20 protein-coding genes, 2 tRNA genes, 1 other RNA gene and 2 pseudogenes are annotated in these 18,582 nt (G+C 72.1%); 8 read left to right on the top strand and 17 right to left on the bottom strand.

Features of this window, described 5'->3' with window-relative positions:
* Positions 1–73: 73 nt before the first annotated feature.
* The 5 genes from AC3IYI_RS19950 to AC3IYI_RS19930 all read right to left on the bottom strand — a co-directional run bounded on the left by AC3IYI_RS19950 (position 74) and on the right by AC3IYI_RS19930 (position 2,857).
* A tRNA-Ser gene (locus AC3IYI_RS19950) sits at positions 74–160 on the bottom strand.
* A 56-nt stretch (positions 161–216) separates the two neighbouring features.
* Positions 217–645 carry a tRNA adenosine(34) deaminase TadA gene (gene tadA / locus AC3IYI_RS19945; RefSeq protein ID WP_489411594.1) on the bottom strand — a complete coding sequence of 143 codons (429 nt, stop codon included), beginning with the start codon at positions 643–645 and terminating at the stop codon, positions 217–219.
* A gap of 77 nt (positions 646–722) precedes the next feature.
* Positions 723–1,328, bottom strand: coding sequence for a tRNA adenosine deaminase-associated protein (locus AC3IYI_RS19940; RefSeq protein ID WP_489411432.1), 606 nt, complete (start codon positions 1,326–1,328; stop codon positions 723–725).
* A 273-nt stretch (positions 1,329–1,601) separates the two neighbouring features.
* Positions 1,602–1,775: a hypothetical protein gene (locus tag AC3IYI_RS19935; protein WP_243341832.1), complete on the bottom strand. Its 174-nt coding sequence runs from the start codon at positions 1,773–1,775 to the stop codon at positions 1,602–1,604.
* Between the two features lie 128 nt (positions 1,776–1,903).
* Positions 1,904–2,857 carry a universal stress protein gene (locus tag AC3IYI_RS19930; RefSeq protein WP_489411431.1) on the bottom strand — a complete coding sequence of 318 codons (954 nt, stop codon included), beginning with the start codon at positions 2,855–2,857 and terminating at the stop codon, positions 1,904–1,906.
* Between the two features lie 193 nt (positions 2,858–3,050).
* Here AC3IYI_RS19930 and upp point away from each other — a divergent pair, with 193 nt between their 5' ends.
* Positions 3,051–3,686 (top strand): uracil phosphoribosyltransferase, encoded by a 636-nt coding sequence (gene upp / locus AC3IYI_RS19925; RefSeq protein ID WP_489411430.1) that lies wholly within the window; start codon positions 3,051–3,053, stop codon positions 3,684–3,686.
* 96 nt (positions 3,687–3,782) lie between these two features.
* Here the strand turns inward: upp and AC3IYI_RS19920 are convergent, their stop codons facing one another.
* Together AC3IYI_RS19920 and AC3IYI_RS19915 are read right to left on the bottom strand one after the other, a co-directional pair.
* The gene (locus AC3IYI_RS19920) at positions 3,783–4,454 is read right to left on the bottom strand and encodes a LytR C-terminal domain-containing protein (protein ID WP_489411429.1); all 672 of its coding nucleotides are present in this window, start codon (positions 4,452–4,454) and stop codon (positions 3,783–3,785) included.
* A gap of 111 nt (positions 4,455–4,565) precedes the next feature.
* Complete coding sequence (locus AC3IYI_RS19915) at positions 4,566–4,862, bottom strand: type II toxin-antitoxin system VapB family antitoxin (RefSeq protein WP_112446725.1); 297 nt, start codon at positions 4,860–4,862, stop codon at positions 4,566–4,568.
* 88 nt (positions 4,863–4,950) lie between these two features.
* Between AC3IYI_RS19915 and AC3IYI_RS19910 the strand changes: the two genes are divergently transcribed.
* Positions 4,951–6,510 carry a helicase HerA-like domain-containing protein gene (locus AC3IYI_RS19910; protein ID WP_489411428.1) on the top strand — a complete coding sequence of 520 codons (1,560 nt, stop codon included), beginning with the start codon at positions 4,951–4,953 and terminating at the stop codon, positions 6,508–6,510.
* A gap of 64 nt (positions 6,511–6,574) precedes the next feature.
* Positions 6,575–7,510 carry a glucose-6-phosphate dehydrogenase assembly protein OpcA gene (gene opcA / locus AC3IYI_RS19905; RefSeq protein WP_489411427.1) on the top strand — a complete coding sequence of 312 codons (936 nt, stop codon included), beginning with the start codon at positions 6,575–6,577 and terminating at the stop codon, positions 7,508–7,510.
* Here opcA and AC3IYI_RS19900 read toward each other — a convergent pair.
* Together AC3IYI_RS19900 and AC3IYI_RS19895 are read right to left on the bottom strand one after the other, a co-directional pair.
* Positions 7,456–7,932, bottom strand: coding sequence for a cupin domain-containing protein (locus tag AC3IYI_RS19900; protein ID WP_327253689.1), 477 nt, complete (start codon positions 7,930–7,932; stop codon positions 7,456–7,458). The genes opcA and AC3IYI_RS19900 overlap by 55 nt on opposite strands.
* A 54-nt stretch (positions 7,933–7,986) precedes the next feature.
* On the bottom strand, positions 7,987–8,616 hold the full coding sequence (locus AC3IYI_RS19895; RefSeq protein WP_489411426.1) for an HhH-GPD-type base excision DNA repair protein: 630 nt from the start codon (positions 8,614–8,616) through the stop codon (positions 7,987–7,989).
* Between the two features lie 107 nt (positions 8,617–8,723).
* Between AC3IYI_RS19895 and AC3IYI_RS19890 the strand changes: the two genes are divergently transcribed.
* Positions 8,724–9,536 (top strand): VOC family protein, encoded by an 813-nt coding sequence (locus tag AC3IYI_RS19890; protein ID WP_489411425.1) that lies wholly within the window; start codon positions 8,724–8,726, stop codon positions 9,534–9,536.
* Between the two features lie 97 nt (positions 9,537–9,633).
* Here AC3IYI_RS19890 and AC3IYI_RS19885 read toward each other — a convergent pair whose 3' ends face one another.
* Entirely contained in the window at positions 9,634–9,981 is a 348-nt protein-coding gene (locus AC3IYI_RS19885; RefSeq protein ID WP_489411424.1) for a DoxX family protein, read from the bottom strand.
* Between the two features lie 227 nt (positions 9,982–10,208).
* Between AC3IYI_RS19885 and AC3IYI_RS19880 the strand changes: the two genes are divergently transcribed.
* A complete protein-coding gene (locus AC3IYI_RS19880) occupies positions 10,209–10,628 on the top strand; it encodes a TOBE domain-containing protein (protein WP_489411423.1) in 420 nt (139 codons plus the stop codon).
* A 109-nt stretch (positions 10,629–10,737) separates the two neighbouring features.
* Entirely contained in the window at positions 10,738–11,592 is an 855-nt protein-coding gene (locus AC3IYI_RS19875; RefSeq protein WP_489411422.1) for a universal stress protein, read from the top strand.
* A gap of 32 nt (positions 11,593–11,624) precedes the next feature.
* Here AC3IYI_RS19875 and AC3IYI_RS19870 read toward each other — a convergent pair whose 3' ends face one another.
* The 5 genes and pseudogenes from AC3IYI_RS19870 to AC3IYI_RS19850 all read right to left on the bottom strand — a co-directional run bounded on the left by AC3IYI_RS19870 (position 11,625) and on the right by AC3IYI_RS19850 (position 16,640).
* Positions 11,625–13,325: an aspartate:alanine exchanger family transporter gene (locus AC3IYI_RS19870; RefSeq protein WP_489411421.1), complete on the bottom strand. Its 1,701-nt coding sequence runs from the start codon at positions 13,323–13,325 to the stop codon at positions 11,625–11,627.
* A 304-nt stretch (positions 13,326–13,629) separates the two neighbouring features.
* Positions 13,630–14,053: pseudogene (locus AC3IYI_RS19865) on the bottom strand (sigma-70 family RNA polymerase sigma factor); the annotation flags it as partial.
* An 89-nt stretch (positions 14,054–14,142) separates the two neighbouring features.
* On the bottom strand, positions 14,143–14,919 hold the full coding sequence (locus tag AC3IYI_RS19860; RefSeq protein WP_489411420.1) for an SDR family oxidoreductase: 777 nt from the start codon (positions 14,917–14,919) through the stop codon (positions 14,143–14,145).
* Positions 14,920–15,022: 103 nt separating this feature from the next.
* Entirely contained in the window at positions 15,023–15,916 is an 894-nt protein-coding gene (locus AC3IYI_RS19855; protein ID WP_489411419.1) for an RNA polymerase sigma-70 factor, read from the bottom strand.
* A gap of 49 nt (positions 15,917–15,965) precedes the next feature.
* Entirely contained in the window at positions 15,966–16,640 is a 675-nt protein-coding gene (locus AC3IYI_RS19850; protein ID WP_489411418.1) for a histone deacetylase, read from the bottom strand.
* A 153-nt stretch (positions 16,641–16,793) separates the two neighbouring features.
* On the opposite strand from AC3IYI_RS19850, the gene AC3IYI_RS19845 reads away from it, so the two are divergent.
* Positions 16,794–17,342 carry a DUF998 domain-containing protein gene (locus AC3IYI_RS19845; RefSeq protein ID WP_489411417.1) on the top strand — a complete coding sequence of 183 codons (549 nt, stop codon included), beginning with the start codon at positions 16,794–16,796 and terminating at the stop codon, positions 17,340–17,342.
* 15 nt (positions 17,343–17,357) lie between these two features.
* Here the strand turns inward: AC3IYI_RS19845 and AC3IYI_RS19840 are convergent.
* Positions 17,358–18,085: pseudogene (locus tag AC3IYI_RS19840) on the bottom strand (sigma-70 family RNA polymerase sigma factor).
* A gap of 98 nt (positions 18,086–18,183) precedes the next feature.
* Positions 18,184–18,271, bottom strand: a tRNA-Ser gene (locus AC3IYI_RS19835).
* Between the two features lie 164 nt (positions 18,272–18,435).
* On the opposite strand from AC3IYI_RS19835, the gene ffs reads away from it, so the two are divergent.
* Positions 18,436–18,534: signal recognition particle sRNA small type (ffs, locus tag AC3IYI_RS19830), an RNA gene on the top strand.
* The last annotated feature ends 48 nt before the right edge of the window (positions 18,535–18,582 follow it).

The following is an 18,582-nucleotide window of genomic DNA, read 5'->3' as shown; positions in this document are numbered from 1 at the left end:
CGCCCGTAGCGCCTTGCACGGCGGGAAACGCCGAGAGCCCCGACCCTTGCGGGGCGGGGCTCTCGGTGAAGAGCGGTAGCGGTGGGATTTGAACCCACGGATAGCTTGCACCATCACACGCTTTCGAGGCGTGCTCCTTCGGCCGCTCGGACACGCTACCGAGAGAGAGCTTAGCCCAAGGAGACCCGTGCTCTGAAATCCATTCGCCCGGAGCCCTCAGAGCTCGCGGAAGAAGTCCGTCAGCTGCCGCGCGCACTCCCCCGCGAGCACGCCCGCGATGACCTCGGGCCGGTGGTTGAGCCGGCGGTCCCGTACGAGGTCCCAGAGCGACCCGGCCGCGCCCGCCTTCTCGTCGGACGCCCCGTAGACGACCCGGGCCACCCGTGACTGCACGAGCGCGCCCGCGCACATCACGCACGGCTCCAGGGTCACCACGAGGGTGCACCCCGGGAGCCGCCATTCCCCGAGGGCGGCGGCGGCCCGGCGCAGCGCCAGTACCTCGGCGTGCGCCGTCGGGTCGCCGGTCGCCTCCCGCTCGTTGTGCCCGGTGGCGAGGAGCTTCCCGTCCGGGCCGAGCACCACGGCGCCGACCGGCACGTCGCCGGCCGGCACCGCCCGGGCGGCCTCCCGGAGCGCCAGGCGCATGGAGTCCGCCCACGGGTCCCGTACGGGATCGGGTGCGTACGGGGTGGGCTGCGGGGTGTGGTGGTGCGCGGGGATCACTAGCGGACGGCCTCCAGGACCTCGGTGGCGCCGAGTGAATCGGCGATCTCCGAGAGCGCGTCCCCGTCCAGGGTCATCAGTTGTTTGTGGCTGACCCCGAGGTCGTCGAGCAGCCTGGGGTCGCCGAGCGGGCCGGCGGGTGCCGGTGCGGATCCGGCCCGTACGTCGTGGCTGTCGTCCGCGTCCGTGTCGTCCGTGTCGTCAACGTGTTCGTTGTCTACCCCGTCTCTGTCGGCGGGTCCGCCGTCCGGATAGGAGGCGATGACCTCGTCCTCGCCGTCCTCGGTGCCGTCGAGGTCCAGCTCGTCGAGTTCGTCGTCCTCCTCGTCCTTGCCGAGCAGCTCGTCGGTCAGCATCGAGCCGTAGGAGCTGCGGGAGGCGGCGGAGGCGTTGGACACGTAGTAGCGCGGGTCCTCCTCGCCGTCCACCCGGACGACCCCGAACCAGGTGTCCTCCTGTTCGATGAGGGCTACCACCGTGTCGTCGTCGACAGAGGCGGAGCGGGCGAGATCGATCAGATCACTCAGAGACTCGACATCGTCGAGTTCCATGTCGCTCGCTTCCCACCCGTCTTCGGTGCGCGCGAGCAGTGCGGCGAAATACACCGTGACTCTCCCACTGGTCATAGGCGTGCCGGTTGGAGTTCCCCCCGGCCGGAGGTGGGTGGGGGTGGAACGGCCCCCTGCTCGCCGTTTCGTACCCCGCCCAGTCGGCATCGTGGCAGAAACGGAGCCATTGCGAGAGGTCTTCCGCGCCGTGGCGCTGGCCGCGCGTGTTGTACGGGGCCTCGTGACGGGGGCGGAACGGCGCCCGGGCGGCGGCCCGGCGGCGGGCGTACGGGTGCCCGGCGGGACCTCGCCGGGGCCCGCGGCGGGGCCTCACCAGCGGAAGGTGCGCATGCGCATCTGCTGGCGCATGCGGGCGGCGCGGGCACGTCTGGGCTGGACCCGGTCGCGCAGTTCCCGGGCCTCGTGCAGGTCACGGAGGAACTGCGCGCGCCGGGCTCTGCGCTGCGCCGTCGTCTCCAGTGGCTCGTGATCGTCGTCGGGCATGGGTCACCGCCCCTGGCTGGTCCGGTCCGGTCCGTCCCCCCGAACCCCCACCTTCCCTCGGACCGGCCGTTTGATGCCACCTTCCGTCACGACTCGGAAGGAACTCAGTCGGATTCCGACAATCCCGGCTATGCGGACTCCTCCGGTGACTCCGGCAGGGTCGGGACGATCGCCACCGGACCGTGCGCGTGCTGCAGCACGGCGTTCGCGACCGAACCGATCATCAGCGACCGGATGTGGTGGCGCGGGTGGTGGCGGCCCACGACGACCAGCGCCGCCGAGTTCGAGGTGGCGACGAGGCGCCCGGCCGCGTCCCCGGGCACCGCCGCCTGCTCGACGGGCACGGTCGGGTACTTCGCCCGGAACGGTGCGAGCCGCTCCGTCTGGGAGCGGAGCATCTCCCGCTCGGCCGGCACCGCGTCCTCGTCCTCCGCCGCCAGCGCCTCCGGCGGGATCACCGCGAACGGGCTGTCGACCACCATCGTCGGCGACGGCGGGATGCTGTATGCCGACACCACCTGCAGGGTGGTGGCCCGCGCGGCGGCCTCCGCGAACGCGAAGTCCAGTACGTTGTCGGGCGTCTCCGCGGCGTGCAGTCCCAGCACCACGCGCCCGGCCGAGGCCTGGGCGGCCACGCCCACTCCGCGCGCCTCGTGCGCGACCACCACCACGGGGCAGGCGGCGCTGGTGGCCACGGCGCGGCTGTTCGAGCCGAGCAGCAGCGCGGCGAAGCCGCCGCGGCCCCGGGAGCCCATCACCAGCATCCGGGCCCCTTCCCCGATGTCCCGCAGGGCCTCCGGGACGGAGCCTTCCAGGGACTCGTAGCGGACTTCGGAGGGGAGCGGGCCCCCCGCGGCCAGGTGGGCCCGTATCCGCCCGCTGACGGGATCCTCGGTTTCTTCGGGCTCGGCGCGGTCGTGGAGGGAGGAGCGGCGTGCCGCGTACAGCTGGGCGCTGTCGGACAGCACGTGGGCGACGATGAGCCCGGTGCCGTGGCGCACTGCCGCAGCCCTTGCCCACTCCAGGGCCTTGAGGCTGTGTTCGGATCCGTCGACTGCGGCGATCACCATTGCGTGGGTCATCAGTCCAGCGTGCTGGGGGTCCGGGCGGGGCGCATCTCCAGGTGTTTCCGGGCGTGGCCGCCGCTTCGGGCGCGAAGGGGTGGACGCAGCGCGTAGCCTTTTGCGTGTGGGTCGCGCGTTTGCGGCCGTTTTCGCAGGTAGCGGCGTCGCAGGTCGCAGCTTTCGCTGCGGCAGCCGAGTCTTGGAGGATGTTGTGCGTTTGCAGGTCGTGGATCACCCGTTGGTGGCGCACAAACTCACCACCCTGCGCGACAAGCGCACCGACTCCCCCACCTTCCGGCGCCTCGCCGACGAGCTGGTGACCCTGCTCGCGTACGAGGCCACCCGGGACGTGCGCACCGAGCAGGCCGACATCGTCACCCCGGTCGGTCCGACCACCGGCGTGAAGCTCTCCCACCCGCGGCCGCTGGTCGTACCGATCCTGCGCGCCGGTCTCGGCATGCTCGACGGCATGGTGCGGCTGCTGCCGACCGCCGAGGTCGGCTTCCTCGGCATGGTCCGCAACGAGGAGACCCTCGAGGCCTCCACGTACGCGACGCGCATGCCGGAGGACCTCTCGGGCCGCCAGGTGTACGTGGTGGACCCGATGCTCGCCACCGGCGGGACGCTCGTCGCGGCGATCAAGGAGCTCATCAAGCGCGGGGCGGACGATGTGACCGCGGTGGTGCTGCTGGCCGCGCCCGAGGGCGTCGAGATCATGGAGCGCGAGCTGGCGGGCACGCCGGTGACGGTGGTGACGGCCGCGGTGGACGAGCGGCTCAACGAGCACGGCTACATCGTGCCGGGGCTGGGCGACGCGGGCGACCGCATGTACGGCTCGGCGGAGTAGCGCCACGGTCCGCTGAAGAAGCCCGGCCTCCCCTTCGGGAGGCCGGGCTTCTTCGTGCGGGCTTCTTCATGCGGTCAGCAGGCGGTCAGCAGGCGGTCAGCACTTCGTGGCGGGTGCGGGCTGGGGGTTGGCCAGGGCGGCCAGGGCCTTGTCCGCGTCGGCCTTCGGCGTGAGCTCCTTGAAGGCGTCGCCCAGGATCAGGTCGATGTCCGCGGTCTCGCGGGTGTCGGTCTGCTGGGTGGCGCCGGCGAGGTTGGTGCCGAGGACGGAGAAGGCGGCCTTGTCCGTCTGCGGCGAGCCGACCAGTATCCCGGCGCCCGGCACCTTCTTGTCGAAGTCGGCGGGGGCGTTGCCGACCTTGCCGATGACGAAGCCGCGGCTCTTGAGCTCATCGCCCACGGCCTTGGCGAGGCCCGCGCGCGGGGTCGCGTTGTAGACGTTGACCGTGATCCCGCCGGGCGGCGGGAGCACGACCTGCGGCGCGGCGGCGGCCGGTGCAGCGGAGGCCGGTGCGGCGGAGGCCGTGGAGCCCGCCTTGGGGGCGGGGGTGGCGCAGCCCTTGGCGGCGGCGGTCTTGCGTTTGTCCGCGTCGCCGCCGAACACATCGATGAGCTGCACGGCCCCGTAAGCGATCAGGGCGAGCCCGATGATCGATCCGAGCACCAGGAGGACGATCCGGCGGCGGCGTCGAGGCCGGGACATGCGGGGGTAAGCCGCTCCCGTGACCTTGTACTTTCCGCCCATGCCAGGGGGAGTGAGCATGCTCATGTGCGCAGCGTAATGCCGTCCGGTGCCGATGCCCACTGAATCATCTGTTGATAGGGCAAGGCTGACCCGAAAGGCGCAACCGGGACCTATCCGACACCCGGGAAGGGCGGGTCAGCCCAGTTCGAGGACGCGCGCGTGCAGGACCTGGCGCTGCTGGAGCGCGGCGCGGACGGCACGGTGCAGACCGTCCTCCAGGTACAGGTCGCCCTGCCACTTCACGACGTGGGCGAAGAGGTCCCCGTAGAAGGTCGAATCCTCGGCGAGCAGCGTTTCGAGGTCGAGCTGGCCCTTGGTGGTCACAAGCTGGTCGAGCCGGACCGGGCGCGGGGCGACATCCGCCCACTGCCGGGTGGTTTCCCTGCCGTGGTCGGGGTACGGCCGCCTGTTTCCGATGCGCTTGAAGATCACACGGAAAGCCTACCGGGCAGGGGCCTGCGGGCGCAGCCTTGCGATGACGGTGCAAAGGTGGCAAACAGCGCTATTTCGGGAGTGATATATGAGCCAGAGCACCGCCCCCGCTTCCCCTGCCGGCCAGATCGCCGCGGGGTACGCCTTCACCGGACCCGCGCTCGATCTGGGTGCTCTGCTCTGGGACGGGGCCTGCCTGCCGGAGCACCAGATCCGCATCCCGCTGTCGATGCTCAACCGGCACGGCCTGGTCGCCGGCGCCACCGGAACCGGCAAGACCAAGACGCTGCAGCTCATCGCCGAGCAGCTCTCGGCCAACGGCGTTCCGGTCTTCCTGGCGGACATCAAGGGCGATGTCTCGGGGATCTCCGCGCCCGGCACGGCCAACGAGAAGATCGAGGAACGCGCCAAGGACGTGGCCCAGGAATGGGAGGCCACCGGATGCCCCAGCGAGTTCTACTCGCTGGGCGGCATCGGCCCCGGAATCCCGCTCCGGTCCACCGTGACGAGTTTCGGGCCGGTCCTGATGTCCAAGGTGCTCCAGCTCAACCAGACGCAGGAGCAGTCGCTGGGGCTGATCTTCCACTACGCCGACACCAAGGGCCTGGAGCTGATCGACCTCAAGGACCTGCGGGCGGTGGTCGCGTTCCTCGTCTCGGACAAGGGAAAGCCCGAGCTCAAGGGCATCGGCGGACTCTCCACGGTGACCGCCGGAGTGATTCTGCGGGCGCTCACCGCCTTCGAGCAGCAGGGAGCCGCGGAATTCTTCGGCGAGCCCGAATTCGACACCAGCGAATTCCTCCGGACGGCGGCGGACGGGCGCGGACTGGTCTCCGTGCTGGAGCTCCCGGCGGTCCAGGACAAACCGCAGCTCTTCTCCACTTTCCTGATGTGGCTGCTGGCGGACCTGTACTCGGATCTTCCGGAGGTCGGCGATCTGGAGAAGCCCAAGCTGGTCTTCTTCTTCGACGAGGCACACCTGCTGTTCAACGGGGCCTCCAAAGCCTTCCTCGAAGCCATTACGCAGACGGTCCGGCTGATCCGCTCCAAGGGCGTCGGCGTCTTCTTCGTCACCCAGACCCCGAAGGACGTGCCGGCCGATGTGCTGGCGCAGCTCGGCAACCGGGTGCAGCACGCGCTGCGCGCCTTCACCCCGGACGACGCGAAGGCGCTGAAGGCGACGGTGAAGACCTTCCCGAACTCCGGCTACGACCTGGAGGAGCTGCTGACCCGGCTCGGGACGGGCGAGGCGGTGATCACGGTGCTCAGCGAGAACGGCGCACCGACGCCGGTGGCGGCGACCCGGCTGCGGGCCCCCCGGTCGCTGATGGCGCCGATCGACGCGGCCGCACTGGACCGGGCGGTGAAGTCCTCGCTGCTCTACTCGCGGTACGCGGAGCCGGTCGACCGGGAATCGGCGTACGAGAAGATCAGCGCCGAGCAGGCGGCGGCGGAGGCACAAGCCGAGGCGGCGGCGGCCGAGGCGGAGGCGCAGAAGCAGGCGAAGGCGGCTCCGAAGCCGGACCCCTCGCTGGCGGAGCAGGTGGTGGGCAGCGGGCTCTTCCGCTCCCTGGCCAGGTCGATCGGTACGCAGCTGGGCCGCGAGATCTCCCGGTCCCTCTTCGGAACGGCCAAGCGGCGCCGCTGAACCTCACGGGGCGGGAGGAGGATTTTCGTACCGGGCGCCCCGCACGGCCTGCGAGACTCGAAGCATGCGGACCGAACTCACGGACACGACCTCCAGCAAGGTCAACCGGGCCCTGCTCGACGCGCGGCGGGCCGTCGGGAGCCCCACGATGGGGCTCGTGCTCAACCTCCTCGTCGCCACGGACGAGGAGAACGCCTACGACGCCCTCCGCGCGGCCTCCGAGGCCTCGCGCGAGCACCCCTGCCGGATCATCGTGGTGATCAAGCGCAGCGCGCGCGGCTCGCACCGGCTGCGGCCCAACCGGCTCGACGCCGAGCTGCGGGTCGGCTCCGACGCCGGGTCCGGGGAGATCGTGCTGCTCCGGCTGCACGGGACGCTCACCGAGCACGCGGGATCCGTGGTGCTCCCGCTGCTGGTGCCGGACGCGCCCGTGGTGGCCTGGTGGCCCGCCGAGGCCCCGGCCGCGCCGGCCCGCGATCCGCTCGGCGCCCTCGCGCAGCGCAGGATCACCGACGCCGAGGCGGCCGCCGACCCGGTCGCCGCGCTCGACGTCCGGGGCGGCGCCTACGAGCCCGGGGACACCGATCTCGCCTGGACCCGGCTCACCCCGTGGCGCTCGCTGCTGGCCGCCGCCCTGGACCAGAAGCCGCTCCCGGTGACGGGCGCGGCCGTGGAGAGCGAGCCCGGCAACGCGAGCTCCGAGCTGCTGGCCCGCTGGCTGGAGGACCGGCTCGGCGTGCCCGTGGAGCGGGTGGCGACAGAGGGCCCGGTCATCACCCGGGTCCGGCTGACGACCACGGCCGGGGAGATCCGCGTGGACCGCCCGGACGGGGTCCTGGCGACCCTGCTCCTGCCGGGCAGCCCCGACCGCAAGGTGGCGCTGAAGATCCGCAGCAGCGCCGAGCTCATCGCGGAGGAACTGCGACGGCTCGACGCCGACGAGACCTACGCTTCGGCGCTGCGCTTCAGGCGGCCGGCCCAGGCGTCGCTCTCCGCGTAGTGGTTGTCGTAGACCGGCTGGCTGTCGATGATGTCCTGCACCGTGGCCTCGCCGGCCCGGACCCGGCCGAGCAGCCGGTAGTAGTCGAAGCGGCCCATGCCGGGGGTGAAGCCGACGAAGACCTCGGCGGTGGAGTCCGCGGCCGGGGCGAAGGCGTGCTTCACACCGGGCGGCACGGCGAGGAAGTCGCCCTTGGTCAGGGTGTGTATCTCGTCGCCGAGCAGGACGTCGAGCGTGCCGTCCGTGACGTGGAAGAACTCGGTCGCCTTGGTGTGGAAGTGCACCGGGGCACCCGCCGCGCCGGCCTCGAAGGTGGCCGTGTTGCAGGTGAGCTCGGCCGTGTCCGTGAGCAGGGTGATCAGGCTGCCGGGGCCATCGGAGATGATCTCGGCAGTGGCGGCGCGCGTCAGGTTCTCAGTCATGATCACGAGCTTAGGGGCGGGGTCTGACAAAGGGCCGGCCACCCGCCCGAAGCGTCAATTCCGCTTACTGGAACCGCTGGTGGCCGCTTTCTCGGCCTTCGCGGCGGCCTTCGCCTCCTGCTTGTGCGCCCGCACCTTGGCCAGCGACTCCGGGCCGGTGATGTCGGCCGCCGACCGGTAGACGTTCGCCGGCCCGTACCCGCCGGCCGCCTCGCGCCAGCCGCGCGGCCGCACCCCGAACCGCTTGCCGAGCAGCGCCAGGAAGATCTGCGCCTTCTGCTCCCCGAAGCCGGGCAGTGCCCGCAGCCGCGCCAGCAGCTCGGCGCCGGTCCCCACGTCGGTCCACACCCTCGACGCGTCCCCTTCGTAGTGCTCCACCAGGTACGCGCACAACTGCTGCACCCGCTTCGCCATCGAGCCCGGGTAGCGGTGCACGGCCGGCTTCTCGGAGAGCAGCGCGGCGAAGGCCTCCGGGTCGTAGGCGGCGATCGCGTGCGCGTCCAGGTCGTCGGAGCCGAGGCGCCGGGCGATCGTGTAGGGCCCCGAGAACGCCCATTCCATGGGTACCTGCTGGTCCAGCAGCATCCCGACCAGCGCGGCGAGCGGGCTGCGGCCCAGCAGCTCGTCGGCCTCCGGCTGCTGGGCGAGCCGGATGGTGACCCCGCTGTCCGTGTCTTTGTCCATGGCTCCAGGGTCCCGCGCGGCGGCTCTCCCCGCGCGGTTGTCAGACCCCGCGCCTAGCGTGAGACCGAGATGGGTCACGTCGTACACGACACAGGAGTCGATCGATCATGGCTGAGTTCCCCGAAGGCGCACCCTGCTGGGTGGACGCGATGTTCACCGATGTGGAGGGCGCCAAGTCGTTCTACGCCGACGTACTGGGCTGGACCTTCGGCGAGGCAAGCACCGAGTACGGCAACTACACGCAGGCCTACTCCGACGGCAAGGCCGTCGCGGCCGTCGTCCCGCCGATGCCGGGCGGGGACACGCACTCGCAGTGGTGTCTGTACTTCGCCTCGCCCGACGCGGCGGCCACGGCCGAGAAGATCAAGGCAGCCGGCGGCGAGCTGCTGATGGAGCCGATGCAGGTCGGCACCTTCGGGACGATGGCGATCGCGAAGGAGCCGAGCGGCGCGGTCTTCGGCGTCTGGCAGCCCGGCGACCACAAGGGCTTCGAGAAGATCGGCGAGACGGGTTCGTACGCGTGGGCGGAGGTCTTCACACGGGAACCGGCCAAGGCGGACGGGTTCCTGCCGAAGGTCTTCCCGTACGAAGCCCAGCAGATGGAGGCCGGGGACGACCCGGAGATGGCCGACATGGACTTCAAGGTCTTCAGCCTGGGCGGCAAGGAGAACCCGGTGCTCGGCCGGATGAAGATGGGCGACGATTTCCCGCCGCACATGCCGCCCTACATCCAGATCTACTTCGGCGTCCCGAACTGCGACGAGGCGGTCGCGAAGACCAAGGCGCTCGGCGGCAAGCTGCACTTCGGCCCGATGGACAGCCCCTTCGGTCGCTTCGCGGCGGTGACGGACCCGCAGGGCGCGGCCTTCGCGGTGATCGACATGTCGACGACGGTCGGCGAGATGCCGAAGTTCGACTGACGGACGGGGCGGGGGCGGGGCCGGTCTGGGCCGGGCACCGGGAGGCTGCCCCGGAGCCCGGCCCGCTTCCGGCTGGGCACCCTCGTCCTCCTGCGTCCTACGCGGCGAAGCCGAGGGCGAAGGCGGCGACGACCGGGGCCATGTAGATCACCGGGAAGGGGACGTGGGCGTAGGCCCGGGCCCGGACCACGGTGATCACGGCGCCGGTGTAGTAGAGGACCAGGCCGATGCCGGCGGCGACGGCGACGGCCGGGACGAAGAGGCCGGCCAGCAGTCCCAGCGCCCCGGCGGCCTTGGCCGCGCCGAGCGGGGTCCACCAGGCCGCGGGGACCTTGTACTGCTCCATGGCCTCCACGACCCAGGGGGCGCGGCGCAGGAGCGAGTACCCCGAGAAGCCCGACATGGCGGCGGCGAGTACGGCGACGACGGTGGCGGCGATGTCCATGAAGGGCTCCTCGGCAGGCGGTGCGGGCGGTTTTTTTTGTTCCTCACCGCACTGACCCGCGCCACCGCACCGGTGTGACAGGAACCCCGAAGATTTTTTTGTCGGCGCATCGGCCAGCCGCCCGGGTGGTTCCGGGCGGCGGATGCGACGGGTCGAACGCAAGTCGACGCAGGGCCGCCTAACGTCGATCTTGAACCGAGCTGTCTACGTAAGAGGTCGAACCACCCATGAGCCTGAGCATCCGCAACCAGATCGCCGGCACCGTCACCTCCGTCACCTCGGGCGAGGCCATGACGACGGTCAAGGTCCGCCTGGAAGGTGGCCAGGACATCACCGCCGCGATCACCACCGATGCCGTCAAGGACCTCGGCCTCGCCGCGGGCTCCTCCGTGAAGGCGCTGGTCAAGGCCACCGAGGTCGCCCTGGCCACCGGCGCCGTCGACGGCATCTCCATCCGCAACCAGATCGCCGGCACCGTCGCGGACATCGCCACCGGCGGCGCCATGGCGTCCGTCAAGGTGGACGTGAACGGCGGCGGCCTGACCGCCGCCATCACCAAGGACGCCGTAGAGGCGCTCGGCCTGGCCGCCGGGTCCTCGGTCGTCGCGCTGATCAAGTCGACCGAGATCTCCCTCGCGACGGCCTGACCCGACGGAACGGCTATAAAGGCCGCGAAGGGGGCAAAGGCGGCGGTTGGCGTAGCGTCTTAAGAGCGACCAGGAAGTGGCCGCGGCATATGAACGAAGGGTGCCGTCGATGTCCGTCCCGTCCGCCCAGCCCACGCCGCCGACCCCGCCCGTTCCTCCCGCCCTCCCCGTCCTCGTCGGGTTCGACGGGTCGTCGCGGAGTCTCGCCGCCGCCCGGTGGGCCGCCCGCGAGGCCATGGCGGCCGGGGCGCCGCTCCGGCTGCTCCACGTCGGCCAGGCCTGGCCGACCATCCAGCCGATCTCGGTGGAGTTCCAGCCCGTGCTCGGCGCGAGCGAGCATGCGGCGAGGACCGTACTGTCGGCCCTCGCAGAGGAACTCCGCGTCACCCACCAGGGCCTGACCGTCGAGGCGGCCACCGCCGAGGGCGGACCCGGCAACGAGATCCCGCGGGCGGCCGCCGAGTCGAACGCCGGGCTGATCGTGCTCGGCGCGAGCGGCGAGGACCGCCACGTGGTCCCGCTGCTCGGCTCCACCGCGCTGCACGTCGCGGGGCGAGCCGAGGTCCCCGTCGTCCTGGTACGGGAGCCCGCCGAGCGTGCGCCGCACGGACACGGGGTCGTCGTCGGGGTCGACCCGGAGGGCGACTACGCCGCGGTACTGGACTTCGCCTACGCCTGGGCATCCGCCCACGGGCTCCCGCTGCGCGCGGTGCACGCGGGCCCGGCAGGCCCGGAGCCGCTCGAAGCGGTGGTGGCCGCGGCCGGCGCGCGCTACCCGCGGGTGCCGGCCGAGTGCGTGACCCGCCCCGGCGAACCGGCGCAGCTCCTGCTCGACGAGTCCGCCGAAGCCGACCTCCTCGTCGTGGGCCGCCGCCATCACCGCCCCCTCCACGGCATGGGCCCCACGGACCACGCGGTGGCCCACCACGCCCACAGCCCGGTGGCCCTGATCCCCCACGGCTAGGCGGTTTCCTTCGGATCTCGCCCCGGAGCCCGTCACCGCCGCAGCAGCACGATCACCGACCCCCACATCGTCAGCAGTACGTTGCCCAAGGCGTACGGGACCGTCGTCCCCAGGGCCGGGATCTGGCTGCGGGCGCGTTCCGTCAGGGCGCCGAGGGCGGCCGTCGTGGTCTGGGCTCCGGCCAGGGCGCCGAGCAGGATCGGGAGGGGGAGTCGCTGCACGAAGTGCCCGTAGGCGAATCCGGCCAGCAGCGGCACGCTCGTCACGGCGGCGCCCCAGAGCAGCAGCGGCCAGCCGGCTTCGCGCAGGCCCGGGACGAAGCTCGGGCCGGCGTTGAGGCCGACGACCGTGACGAACACGCACAGGCCGAGCGTGCCCATCAGCCACTGCGCGGCCGACGGCAGGTTCCCGTAGGTGGGGTACTTGCTCCGGATCCAGCCGAAGATCAGCCCCATCAGCAGCGCTCCGGTGGAGGTGGACAGCGACAGCGGCGCGCCGGCCGCGTGCAGCGCCGGGATGCCGAGGCAGCCGCCGAGGAAGAGCCCGAGCGCGATCCACACCATGTCCGTCGCGAAGCTGGTCGGCACCGGCTTGCCCAGCTCCACCGCGGCGGCCTCCACCCGGCTGCGCGGTCCGGTGAGGACCAGGGTGTCGCCCCGCTCCACGGTGCTGTCGAGGCGGACCCGCAGGTCGGCGCCGGCCCGCCAGTGCTCGTCGACGAAGACGCCCGGCATGAACTCCTCGTGGCGCAGGGTGCGGATGGTGCGGCCGCTGAGGTTCCGGTCGGTGATGACCACGTGCAGGGACTCGGTGCGGTAGGCGAGCAGCTCGAAGTCGTCCGTCTCCATCCCGATGTGCGTGCGCGCGTCGTACGCGACGAGGTCGCCGCGGACCGCGCTCACGGCCAGGACGTCCCCGATCTCGACGCGGGTGCCGGCGGTGTGCTCCAGGATCTCCCCGTCGCGGCGCAGCCGGGTGATGTAGAGCCGCCGCCCCGCGGTCTTCTGCTCCGCCTCGAAGTCCCCGATCGTGCGCCCGGCGAAGGCCGCCACGTCGACGGCGTACGCGCGCAGCACGTGCTTGTAGTAGCCCTCCCCGGCGTCGGGATCGTCTTCGGCGGCCTCCAGGTCGGCGGCGAGCACGGCGCTCTCGGCCGCGAGGTCCCGGCGCAGGAGGCGGGGCAGGACGCCTGCCAGGAGCAGCGCGGGCAGGACCGTACCGAGGGGGTACGTGACCGCGTAGGCGACGGCGATCAGGTGCGACTGGTCCCGGGCCTCGGCCGCACTGACGCCGGGCAGGTGGGAGATGGCGTCGGAGCCGACGCCGATGACGGCGGACTGGGTGAGGCCGCCGCCGAGCAGACCGGCGGAGAGGCCGGGCCCGTAACCGGCGAGGGTGGCGAAGGCCCAGGCGGAGGCGAGTCCGGTGACGCAGACGATGACGGCGAGGAGGACCTGGGGGAGGCCGTCCTTGCGCAGGGCGCGGAAGAACTGCGGGCCGACGTCGTAGCCGAGGGCGAAGAGGAACATGAGGAAGAAGACGGACTTGATCGGACCGTCGATCTCGACCTTGGCCTGGGAGCCGATGACCAGGCCGGCGACGAGGCATCCGGTGACGGCGCCGAGGGCGATGGATTTGTACCGGACGCGGCCGAGCAGGAAGCCGACGGCGATGGTCAGGAAGATCAGCAGCTCGGGATAGGGCTGGAAGATCTCCTTCCTGAGCCAGTCCATCCACGCCACGCGCACTCGCCCGCTTCCCGCCCGCCGGTGCCGCCCGCGCGGCGGCCTCGGCCGGCTCGGCCGTCTCGGAAAACGGTATGTGCCGGTGTGCGCACCCGCACGTCGACTGCCTGACCTGCCTGACCTGCCCGACCTGCTCGACCTGACTGGCCTGCCTACCCGTCCAGGTGGAGCAGCAGGTTCAGCTCTTCCACGTCGAAGCGGGCGAAGGCCGAGGCGCACCGCTCGGCCGGCGCCTGCCGGAGGGCACCGTACGGCGGGGCGTCGGACGGCCCGACGGTCTCGGCGCGGCGGGCGGCGAGCGTGGCCCGGGCCCGTTGCACCGCGCTGTTGGCCGCGGCGACGGTGCAGCCGTGGAGCTCGGCCACCTCCGCGGCCGAGAGGCCGACGACCTCGAACAGGATCAGCGCCGCCCGCTGCCGGGGCGGCAGGTGCCGCAGCGCGGCGGCGAAGGCGAGGCGTACCGACTCCTCACCCACGACGAGGTCCGCCGGGTCGTCGGGGCAGGTCTGCTGCCCGATCCACGGGGCGGCCTCGCACAGGCCCACGGGCCGGGCCCGCCCCTGACCGGCGGCCAGCGCGTCCAGGCAGACGTTGGTGGCGATGCGGTAGAGCCACGCACGCAGCGACGACCGTTCGGCGAGGCGGTCGAAGCCCCGCCAGGCCCGGATCATCGTCTCCTGCACGGCGTCCTCCGCCTCGGACACCGACCCGAGCATCCGCCGGCAGTAGCCGGTCAGCTCGCCCCGGTGCTCCTCCAGCCGGTCCGCCGGCTCGCTGCGCCGGGCCCGCCCGGCCGGTCGCGGGGTCAGCGGGCGACCCGCTCGGCGAGGTACTGCTCCCAGGTGCGCCGGCCGAGCGCGTGGCCCGGGGCGGTCAGGTGGCCGGCGCGCCAGGCGGCCCCGATCTTGCCGGGGACGCGGACGGGAAGGACGGCGCGGTGCTTGCCGGTGGCGCGCAGCCAGTCCTTGGCGAGGCCGGCGGCCGGGTACACGGTCGGGCCGGCGAAGTCGGGGACCCGGCCGGCCGGGTCCCCGAGGGCCAGCTCGACCAGCCGGTCCGCGACCTCGCCCGCGTCGGCCGGCTGGCAGTCGGTGCCGGACGGTACGAGGACCACCGGGAGCTTGGACAGGGCCCCGAAGGCGAGGTCGAGGAGCGCGGGGAACTGGGTGGCCCGCAGGTTGGTCCAGCCGATCCCCGAGGCGGCGAGCACCTGCTCGCCCTCCAGCTTGACCCGGAAGTACGGGTAGGGGATCCGGTCGACGCCGACGATCGAGATGTTGACGACGTGCTCGACGCCGGCCCGCCTCCCGGCTTCCAGCAGGTGGCGCAAGCCCGGGACGTCGTTCTTGAAGTGCCGGATGTCGCTCGCGCAGTGGATGACCGTGACGACGCCCGCCAGTGCCTCGTCGAGTCCGGCGCCGGTGGTCAGGTCGCCGGTGTACCAGTCCACGCCGGCGTCGTCCGGCAGCGCGGTGCTGCGCGTGAGCGCGCGGACCGGGCGGCCGGTGCGGCGGACGCGCTCCAGCACTTCGCGGCCGAGCATGCCCGTCGCTCCGGTCACCATGATCGTGTCGTTCTTCATCGGTCTCAGCCTTCCGAAGCCGCTGTCGCTGCCACTGCTGTCGTGTCGCCGGCGCGGGCGCCGTTGCCGTTGCCGTATCCGTCACTGATGAAGAACCGACGGGTCAGGCGTTCTGTGACAGCTCTCGGAGCTGAGTTGCCAGGAAGGCGAGTTTGTCCGGGTTCAGGACGAGCCGGATGCCGGTGATCCCGCCCTCGCCGAGCTCCAGCGCGCCGAACGCGGTCAGCTCGCCGTCCGCCCAGCTGACCACCACCGGAACGCCGTTGGCCTCGGTGAAGCCGATCTGCGCGCCGTTGACCCACCGGGAGAAGAGGCCGACGAGGAAACGGGCCGCCTTGTCCCGCCCGGCCACCGGCCGGCTCGACGCACTCGCCTTGCCGCCGCCGTCCGACCAGACGACGACCTGGTCGGAGAGGAGCTGCTCCAGCTGGGCCATGGCGCCCTCGGACGCGGCGGCCAGGAACCGGGCGAGCAGCTCGTCGTCCTGCTCCCGCGAGGTGGTGAACCGCGGCCGGCCGTCGGCCAGGTGCTGCTTGGCCCGCCGGTAGAGCTGGCGCGCGTTCGCCTCGGAGCAGTCGAGCACGCCCGCGATGTCCCGGTGGCTGTAGTCGAAGGCGTCGCGCAGCACCACGGCGGCCCGCTCGGGGGCCGACAGTTGCTCCATCATCGTCAGCACGGCGAACGACACCGAGTCCCGCTGCTCCGCCGTCTCCATCGGCCCCAGCGCCCCGGCGCCGGTCCCCACCGGCTCGGGGATCCAGGGGCCGAAGTACTCCTCGCGCTGCACCCGGGCGGAGGTGAGCCGGTTCAGGCACAGGTTCGTCACCACCTTGGCCAGCCACGGGCCCGGCGCGGCCACTTGGCCGGGCTGGACCCCGTGCCAGCGCAGGTACGCGTCCTGCACGGCGTCCTCGGCCTCGGCCGCCGAGCCGAGCATCCGGTACGCCAGCGAGAACAGCCGCGACCGGTGGGTCTCGAACTCCTGTGCCGTGTCCATGGCCCCACGCTAATGCGGGGCAACTCCGCAGTCCCGCGGCGGGCGTCCGTCAGCGGCCGTGCCGGGCCGCGAGCAGTTCGAGGACCTGCCCCGCGGTCCAGTTGCCGCTCGCACCGGGGCAGTCGGACAGGTAGTCGGCGATCTCCCGCTCCCGCCACGGTCCCGACTCCAGCAGGCCGCCCGCCAGGTACCGCAGGTACGCGGCGGAGGGCATGAGCGGCTCGACGTCCCGGAGGGACCACGGGGCGGTGAACGTCAGTACGGGGATGCCCTCGACCGTCCCCGGACAGATCAAGGTCTCGTACCGGCCGCTGCCCGACTCGTCGCGGCCGTCGCGCAGCACCTTGGCGAGGTCGAGGTCCGTCCCCGGTTCGCGGTACATCTCCTGCGCGGCGATGTCCGACACCTGGCCCACGCTCACGAGGTGCGCGCGCCCCAGCAGGCGACCGGGCGCCGACGGGTCGTAGAAGCCCCTGCCCCCCGTCCACACCGGGGACTCGGTGGCGAAGTAGAGGCATCCGTCGAGCTGGACGGCGATCGACCGCTCCGGCGCCCGGCGGTCCCGGCAGCCGGGATACGAGCGCGTCGCACCCGGCGGCGTTCCGCCGGCGATGTAGGCGGCCAGCCGGTCCATGTGCATGTTGGAGCCGTACGAGGCGTACCAGACCCGCCCGTCGACCCTCGGGGTCTCGACGCCGAGCGGAACGGCGGTGTGGACGACCATGCGGTTCCTCGCCTGCCCCGCCGCAAACGGCGGGGCTCTTCGACCCGGATGGGGTGCCTTCCCCAGCCCTGCTTACCCGTCAGACCTCTGCCGGGAATCCAACCGCATGCTCGGGGCAACCGCTGAGGGTGCGAAGTTCCGCGAGGCCGGGATATGACCCAGGTCACCACGGCCTGGTCGATTACTCCGCCCTTCCCTTCCCGTCATACCGATGACACCAACGCTGCGCTCCGGGGCACAGGGCCCGTGAGCGGGCCCCGAAGCCGAGGGAAGGCACTCCATGACACAGACCGTCAGCGCCCCGATCACTGCTCGCCCTGCGGTCCTGCCGGGTCTGAAGGCGCGGTGGCTGTTGGCCGGCGGGGCTGCGGCCGGTTCAGTGGGGTGTTCAAGGCCGACCCCGGGGCCGGGTTCCCGGTCGGCGCCCCCGAGGGGCGGGTGACCTCGATGTCCGCCCACGGCGCCGTCCACATGGTTGCCGGGTCGCTCGGCTACCTCGCGCTGTGCGCCGCGTTCCTGGTCCTGGCCCGCTCCTTCGCCGCCCGGTCGGACCGCGCCGAGGCCGTGGCCTGCCGCCTCGTCCCGGTCGGTGTCCTCGCGGGCTTCGCCGGCTCCTCGGTCACCGTCCTCGCCTTCACCGCGGGAGCCGGCCTGGGCCTCGCCGGGCTCACCGCAGTGACCGCACGCCTCGCCACCAGGTGATCCCCATCCGGATCCCTATGCGTCCACGCGGGCGGGCAGCCCGAACAGCGGGAACAGCCGCTCGGTGTCGCGGAAGAAGCTGATGCCGGTGACCGGTCGGCTCGGACGTCGACGACTTGGAGCGCCCAGGGATCGAACCCCGTCCCGTCGGCGCTGGGCCGGTACTGGCCGAAGGCGGGGGAGCCGTTCGCCACGGTGGGGATCAGCCGGGAGCCCCGGCAGCCGACGGCGGGCCCGGTCAGCCAGGCCTGGATGTCGCCGGCGACTTCCACGGCCGAGAAGCCGAGGACCTCGTGCAGGATCAGGGTCGCCCGCTGCCGGGGCGGCAAGTGCTGGAGCGCGGCGACGAAGGCGAGGCGCACCGACTCGTCGCCGACGGCGAGGTCCGCGGGGTCGCCGGGGCGGGGCTCGATCCAGAGCCCGGCCTCCAGCGGTGCACCCGGTGAGGTGGCGCCACTGGTGGGGCCGCACAGATCCATGGGGAGCGCCCGTCGCTTCCCGGCGGCCAGCGCGTCCAGGCAGACGTTGGTGGCGATGCGGTAGACCCACGAACGCAGCGACGACCGTCCCTCGAACCGGTCGAAGTTCCGCCAGGCCCGGATCATCGTCTCCTGGACGGCGTCTTCCGCCTCGAACACCGACCCCAGCATCCGGTAGCAGTAGCCGGTCAGCTCGTCCCGGTGATCTTCGAGCCGGTCAACCGTGGCCTCTCGGCCGACTCCGGACGTGTACGCGTCTTCCATCCCCGCCCCCGATGCAGCGACTGTCGTAGGTCTCCGGGAACGCGAAGAGCCCCACCGCAAGCGGTGGGGCTCTTCAACGTATTGCCCGGTGAGAGCAATGGCGGAGGATACGAGATTCGAACTCGTGAGGGGTTGCCCCCAACACGCTTTCCAAGCGTGCGCCCTAGGCCACTAGGCGAATCCTCCGCGGCAAACAATACAAGACGTTGAGGGGTGCTCGCGAACGTGATCGTCGGGCGGGCTCGGACCGGGGTCCGGGTCAGGGTTCGGGCTGGGGTCCGGGTCGGGGGTGCGGGGAGGTCCGGCCGGGGTCCGGCTCGATTCCGGGGCCCTCCATCCGCTAGGGTGGGGCCAGCCCCTCACGTGGCGCTATCTCACCCAACTCCCCCAGGGCCGGAAGGCAGCAAGGGTAAGTGGGCTCTGGCGGGTGCGTGGGGGGCGCTTTGCGTTCCGGGACGGCTCTGCGGGCCGCTGTTGTCGGTGGGCCCGGATAACCT

This window comes from Streptomyces sp. GL_148 (genome assembly GCF_057834205.1).
The sequence above is the reverse complement of the archived record's forward strand: the minus strand, read 5'-3'. Positions and strand labels throughout refer to the sequence as shown.

What these genes read in the sequence shown, in the direction of transcription:
- tadA (WP_489411594.1), bottom strand. Translation starts at nt 645, where the DNA reads ATGCGCCTGGCGCTCCGGGAGGCCGCCCGGGCGGTGCCGGCCGGCGAC.
- AC3IYI_RS19935 (WP_243341832.1), bottom strand. Translation starts at nt 1,775, where the DNA reads ATGCCCGACGACGATCACGAGCCACTGGAGACGACGGCGCAGCGCAGA.
- AC3IYI_RS19930 (WP_489411431.1), bottom strand. Translation starts at nt 2,857, where the DNA reads ATGACCCACGCAATGGTGATCGCCGCAGTCGACGGATCCGAACACAGC.
- AC3IYI_RS19920 (WP_489411429.1), bottom strand. Translation starts at nt 4,454, where the DNA reads ATGAGCATGCTCACTCCCCCTGGCATGGGCGGAAAGTACAAGGTCACG.
- AC3IYI_RS19910 (WP_489411428.1), top strand. Translation starts at nt 4,951, where the DNA reads ATGAGCCAGAGCACCGCCCCCGCTTCCCCTGCCGGCCAGATCGCCGCG.
- opcA (WP_489411427.1), top strand. Translation starts at nt 6,575, where the DNA reads ATGCGGACCGAACTCACGGACACGACCTCCAGCAAGGTCAACCGGGCC.
- AC3IYI_RS19900 (WP_327253689.1), bottom strand. Translation starts at nt 7,932, where the DNA reads ATGACTGAGAACCTGACGCGCGCCGCCACTGCCGAGATCATCTCCGAT.
- AC3IYI_RS19895 (WP_489411426.1), bottom strand. Translation starts at nt 8,616, where the DNA reads ATGGACAAAGACACGGACAGCGGGGTCACCATCCGGCTCGCCCAGCAG.
- AC3IYI_RS19890 (WP_489411425.1), top strand. Translation starts at nt 8,724, where the DNA reads ATGGCTGAGTTCCCCGAAGGCGCACCCTGCTGGGTGGACGCGATGTTC.
- AC3IYI_RS19885 (WP_489411424.1), bottom strand. Translation starts at nt 9,981, where the DNA reads ATGGACATCGCCGCCACCGTCGTCGCCGTACTCGCCGCCGCCATGTCG.
- AC3IYI_RS19880 (WP_489411423.1), top strand. Translation starts at nt 10,209, where the DNA reads ATGAGCCTGAGCATCCGCAACCAGATCGCCGGCACCGTCACCTCCGTC.
- AC3IYI_RS19875 (WP_489411422.1), top strand. Translation starts at nt 10,738, where the DNA reads ATGTCCGTCCCGTCCGCCCAGCCCACGCCGCCGACCCCGCCCGTTCCT.
- AC3IYI_RS19870 (WP_489411421.1), bottom strand. Translation starts at nt 13,325, where the DNA reads ATGGACTGGCTCAGGAAGGAGATCTTCCAGCCCTATCCCGAGCTGCTG.
- AC3IYI_RS19860 (WP_489411420.1), bottom strand. Translation starts at nt 14,919, where the DNA reads ATGAAGAACGACACGATCATGGTGACCGGAGCGACGGGCATGCTCGGC.
- AC3IYI_RS19855 (WP_489411419.1), bottom strand. Translation starts at nt 15,916, where the DNA reads ATGGACACGGCACAGGAGTTCGAGACCCACCGGTCGCGGCTGTTCTCG.
- AC3IYI_RS19850 (WP_489411418.1), bottom strand. Translation starts at nt 16,640, where the DNA reads ATGGTCGTCCACACCGCCGTTCCGCTCGGCGTCGAGACCCCGAGGGTC.
- AC3IYI_RS19845 (WP_489411417.1), top strand. Translation starts at nt 16,794, where the DNA reads ATGACCCAGGTCACCACGGCCTGGTCGATTACTCCGCCCTTCCCTTCC.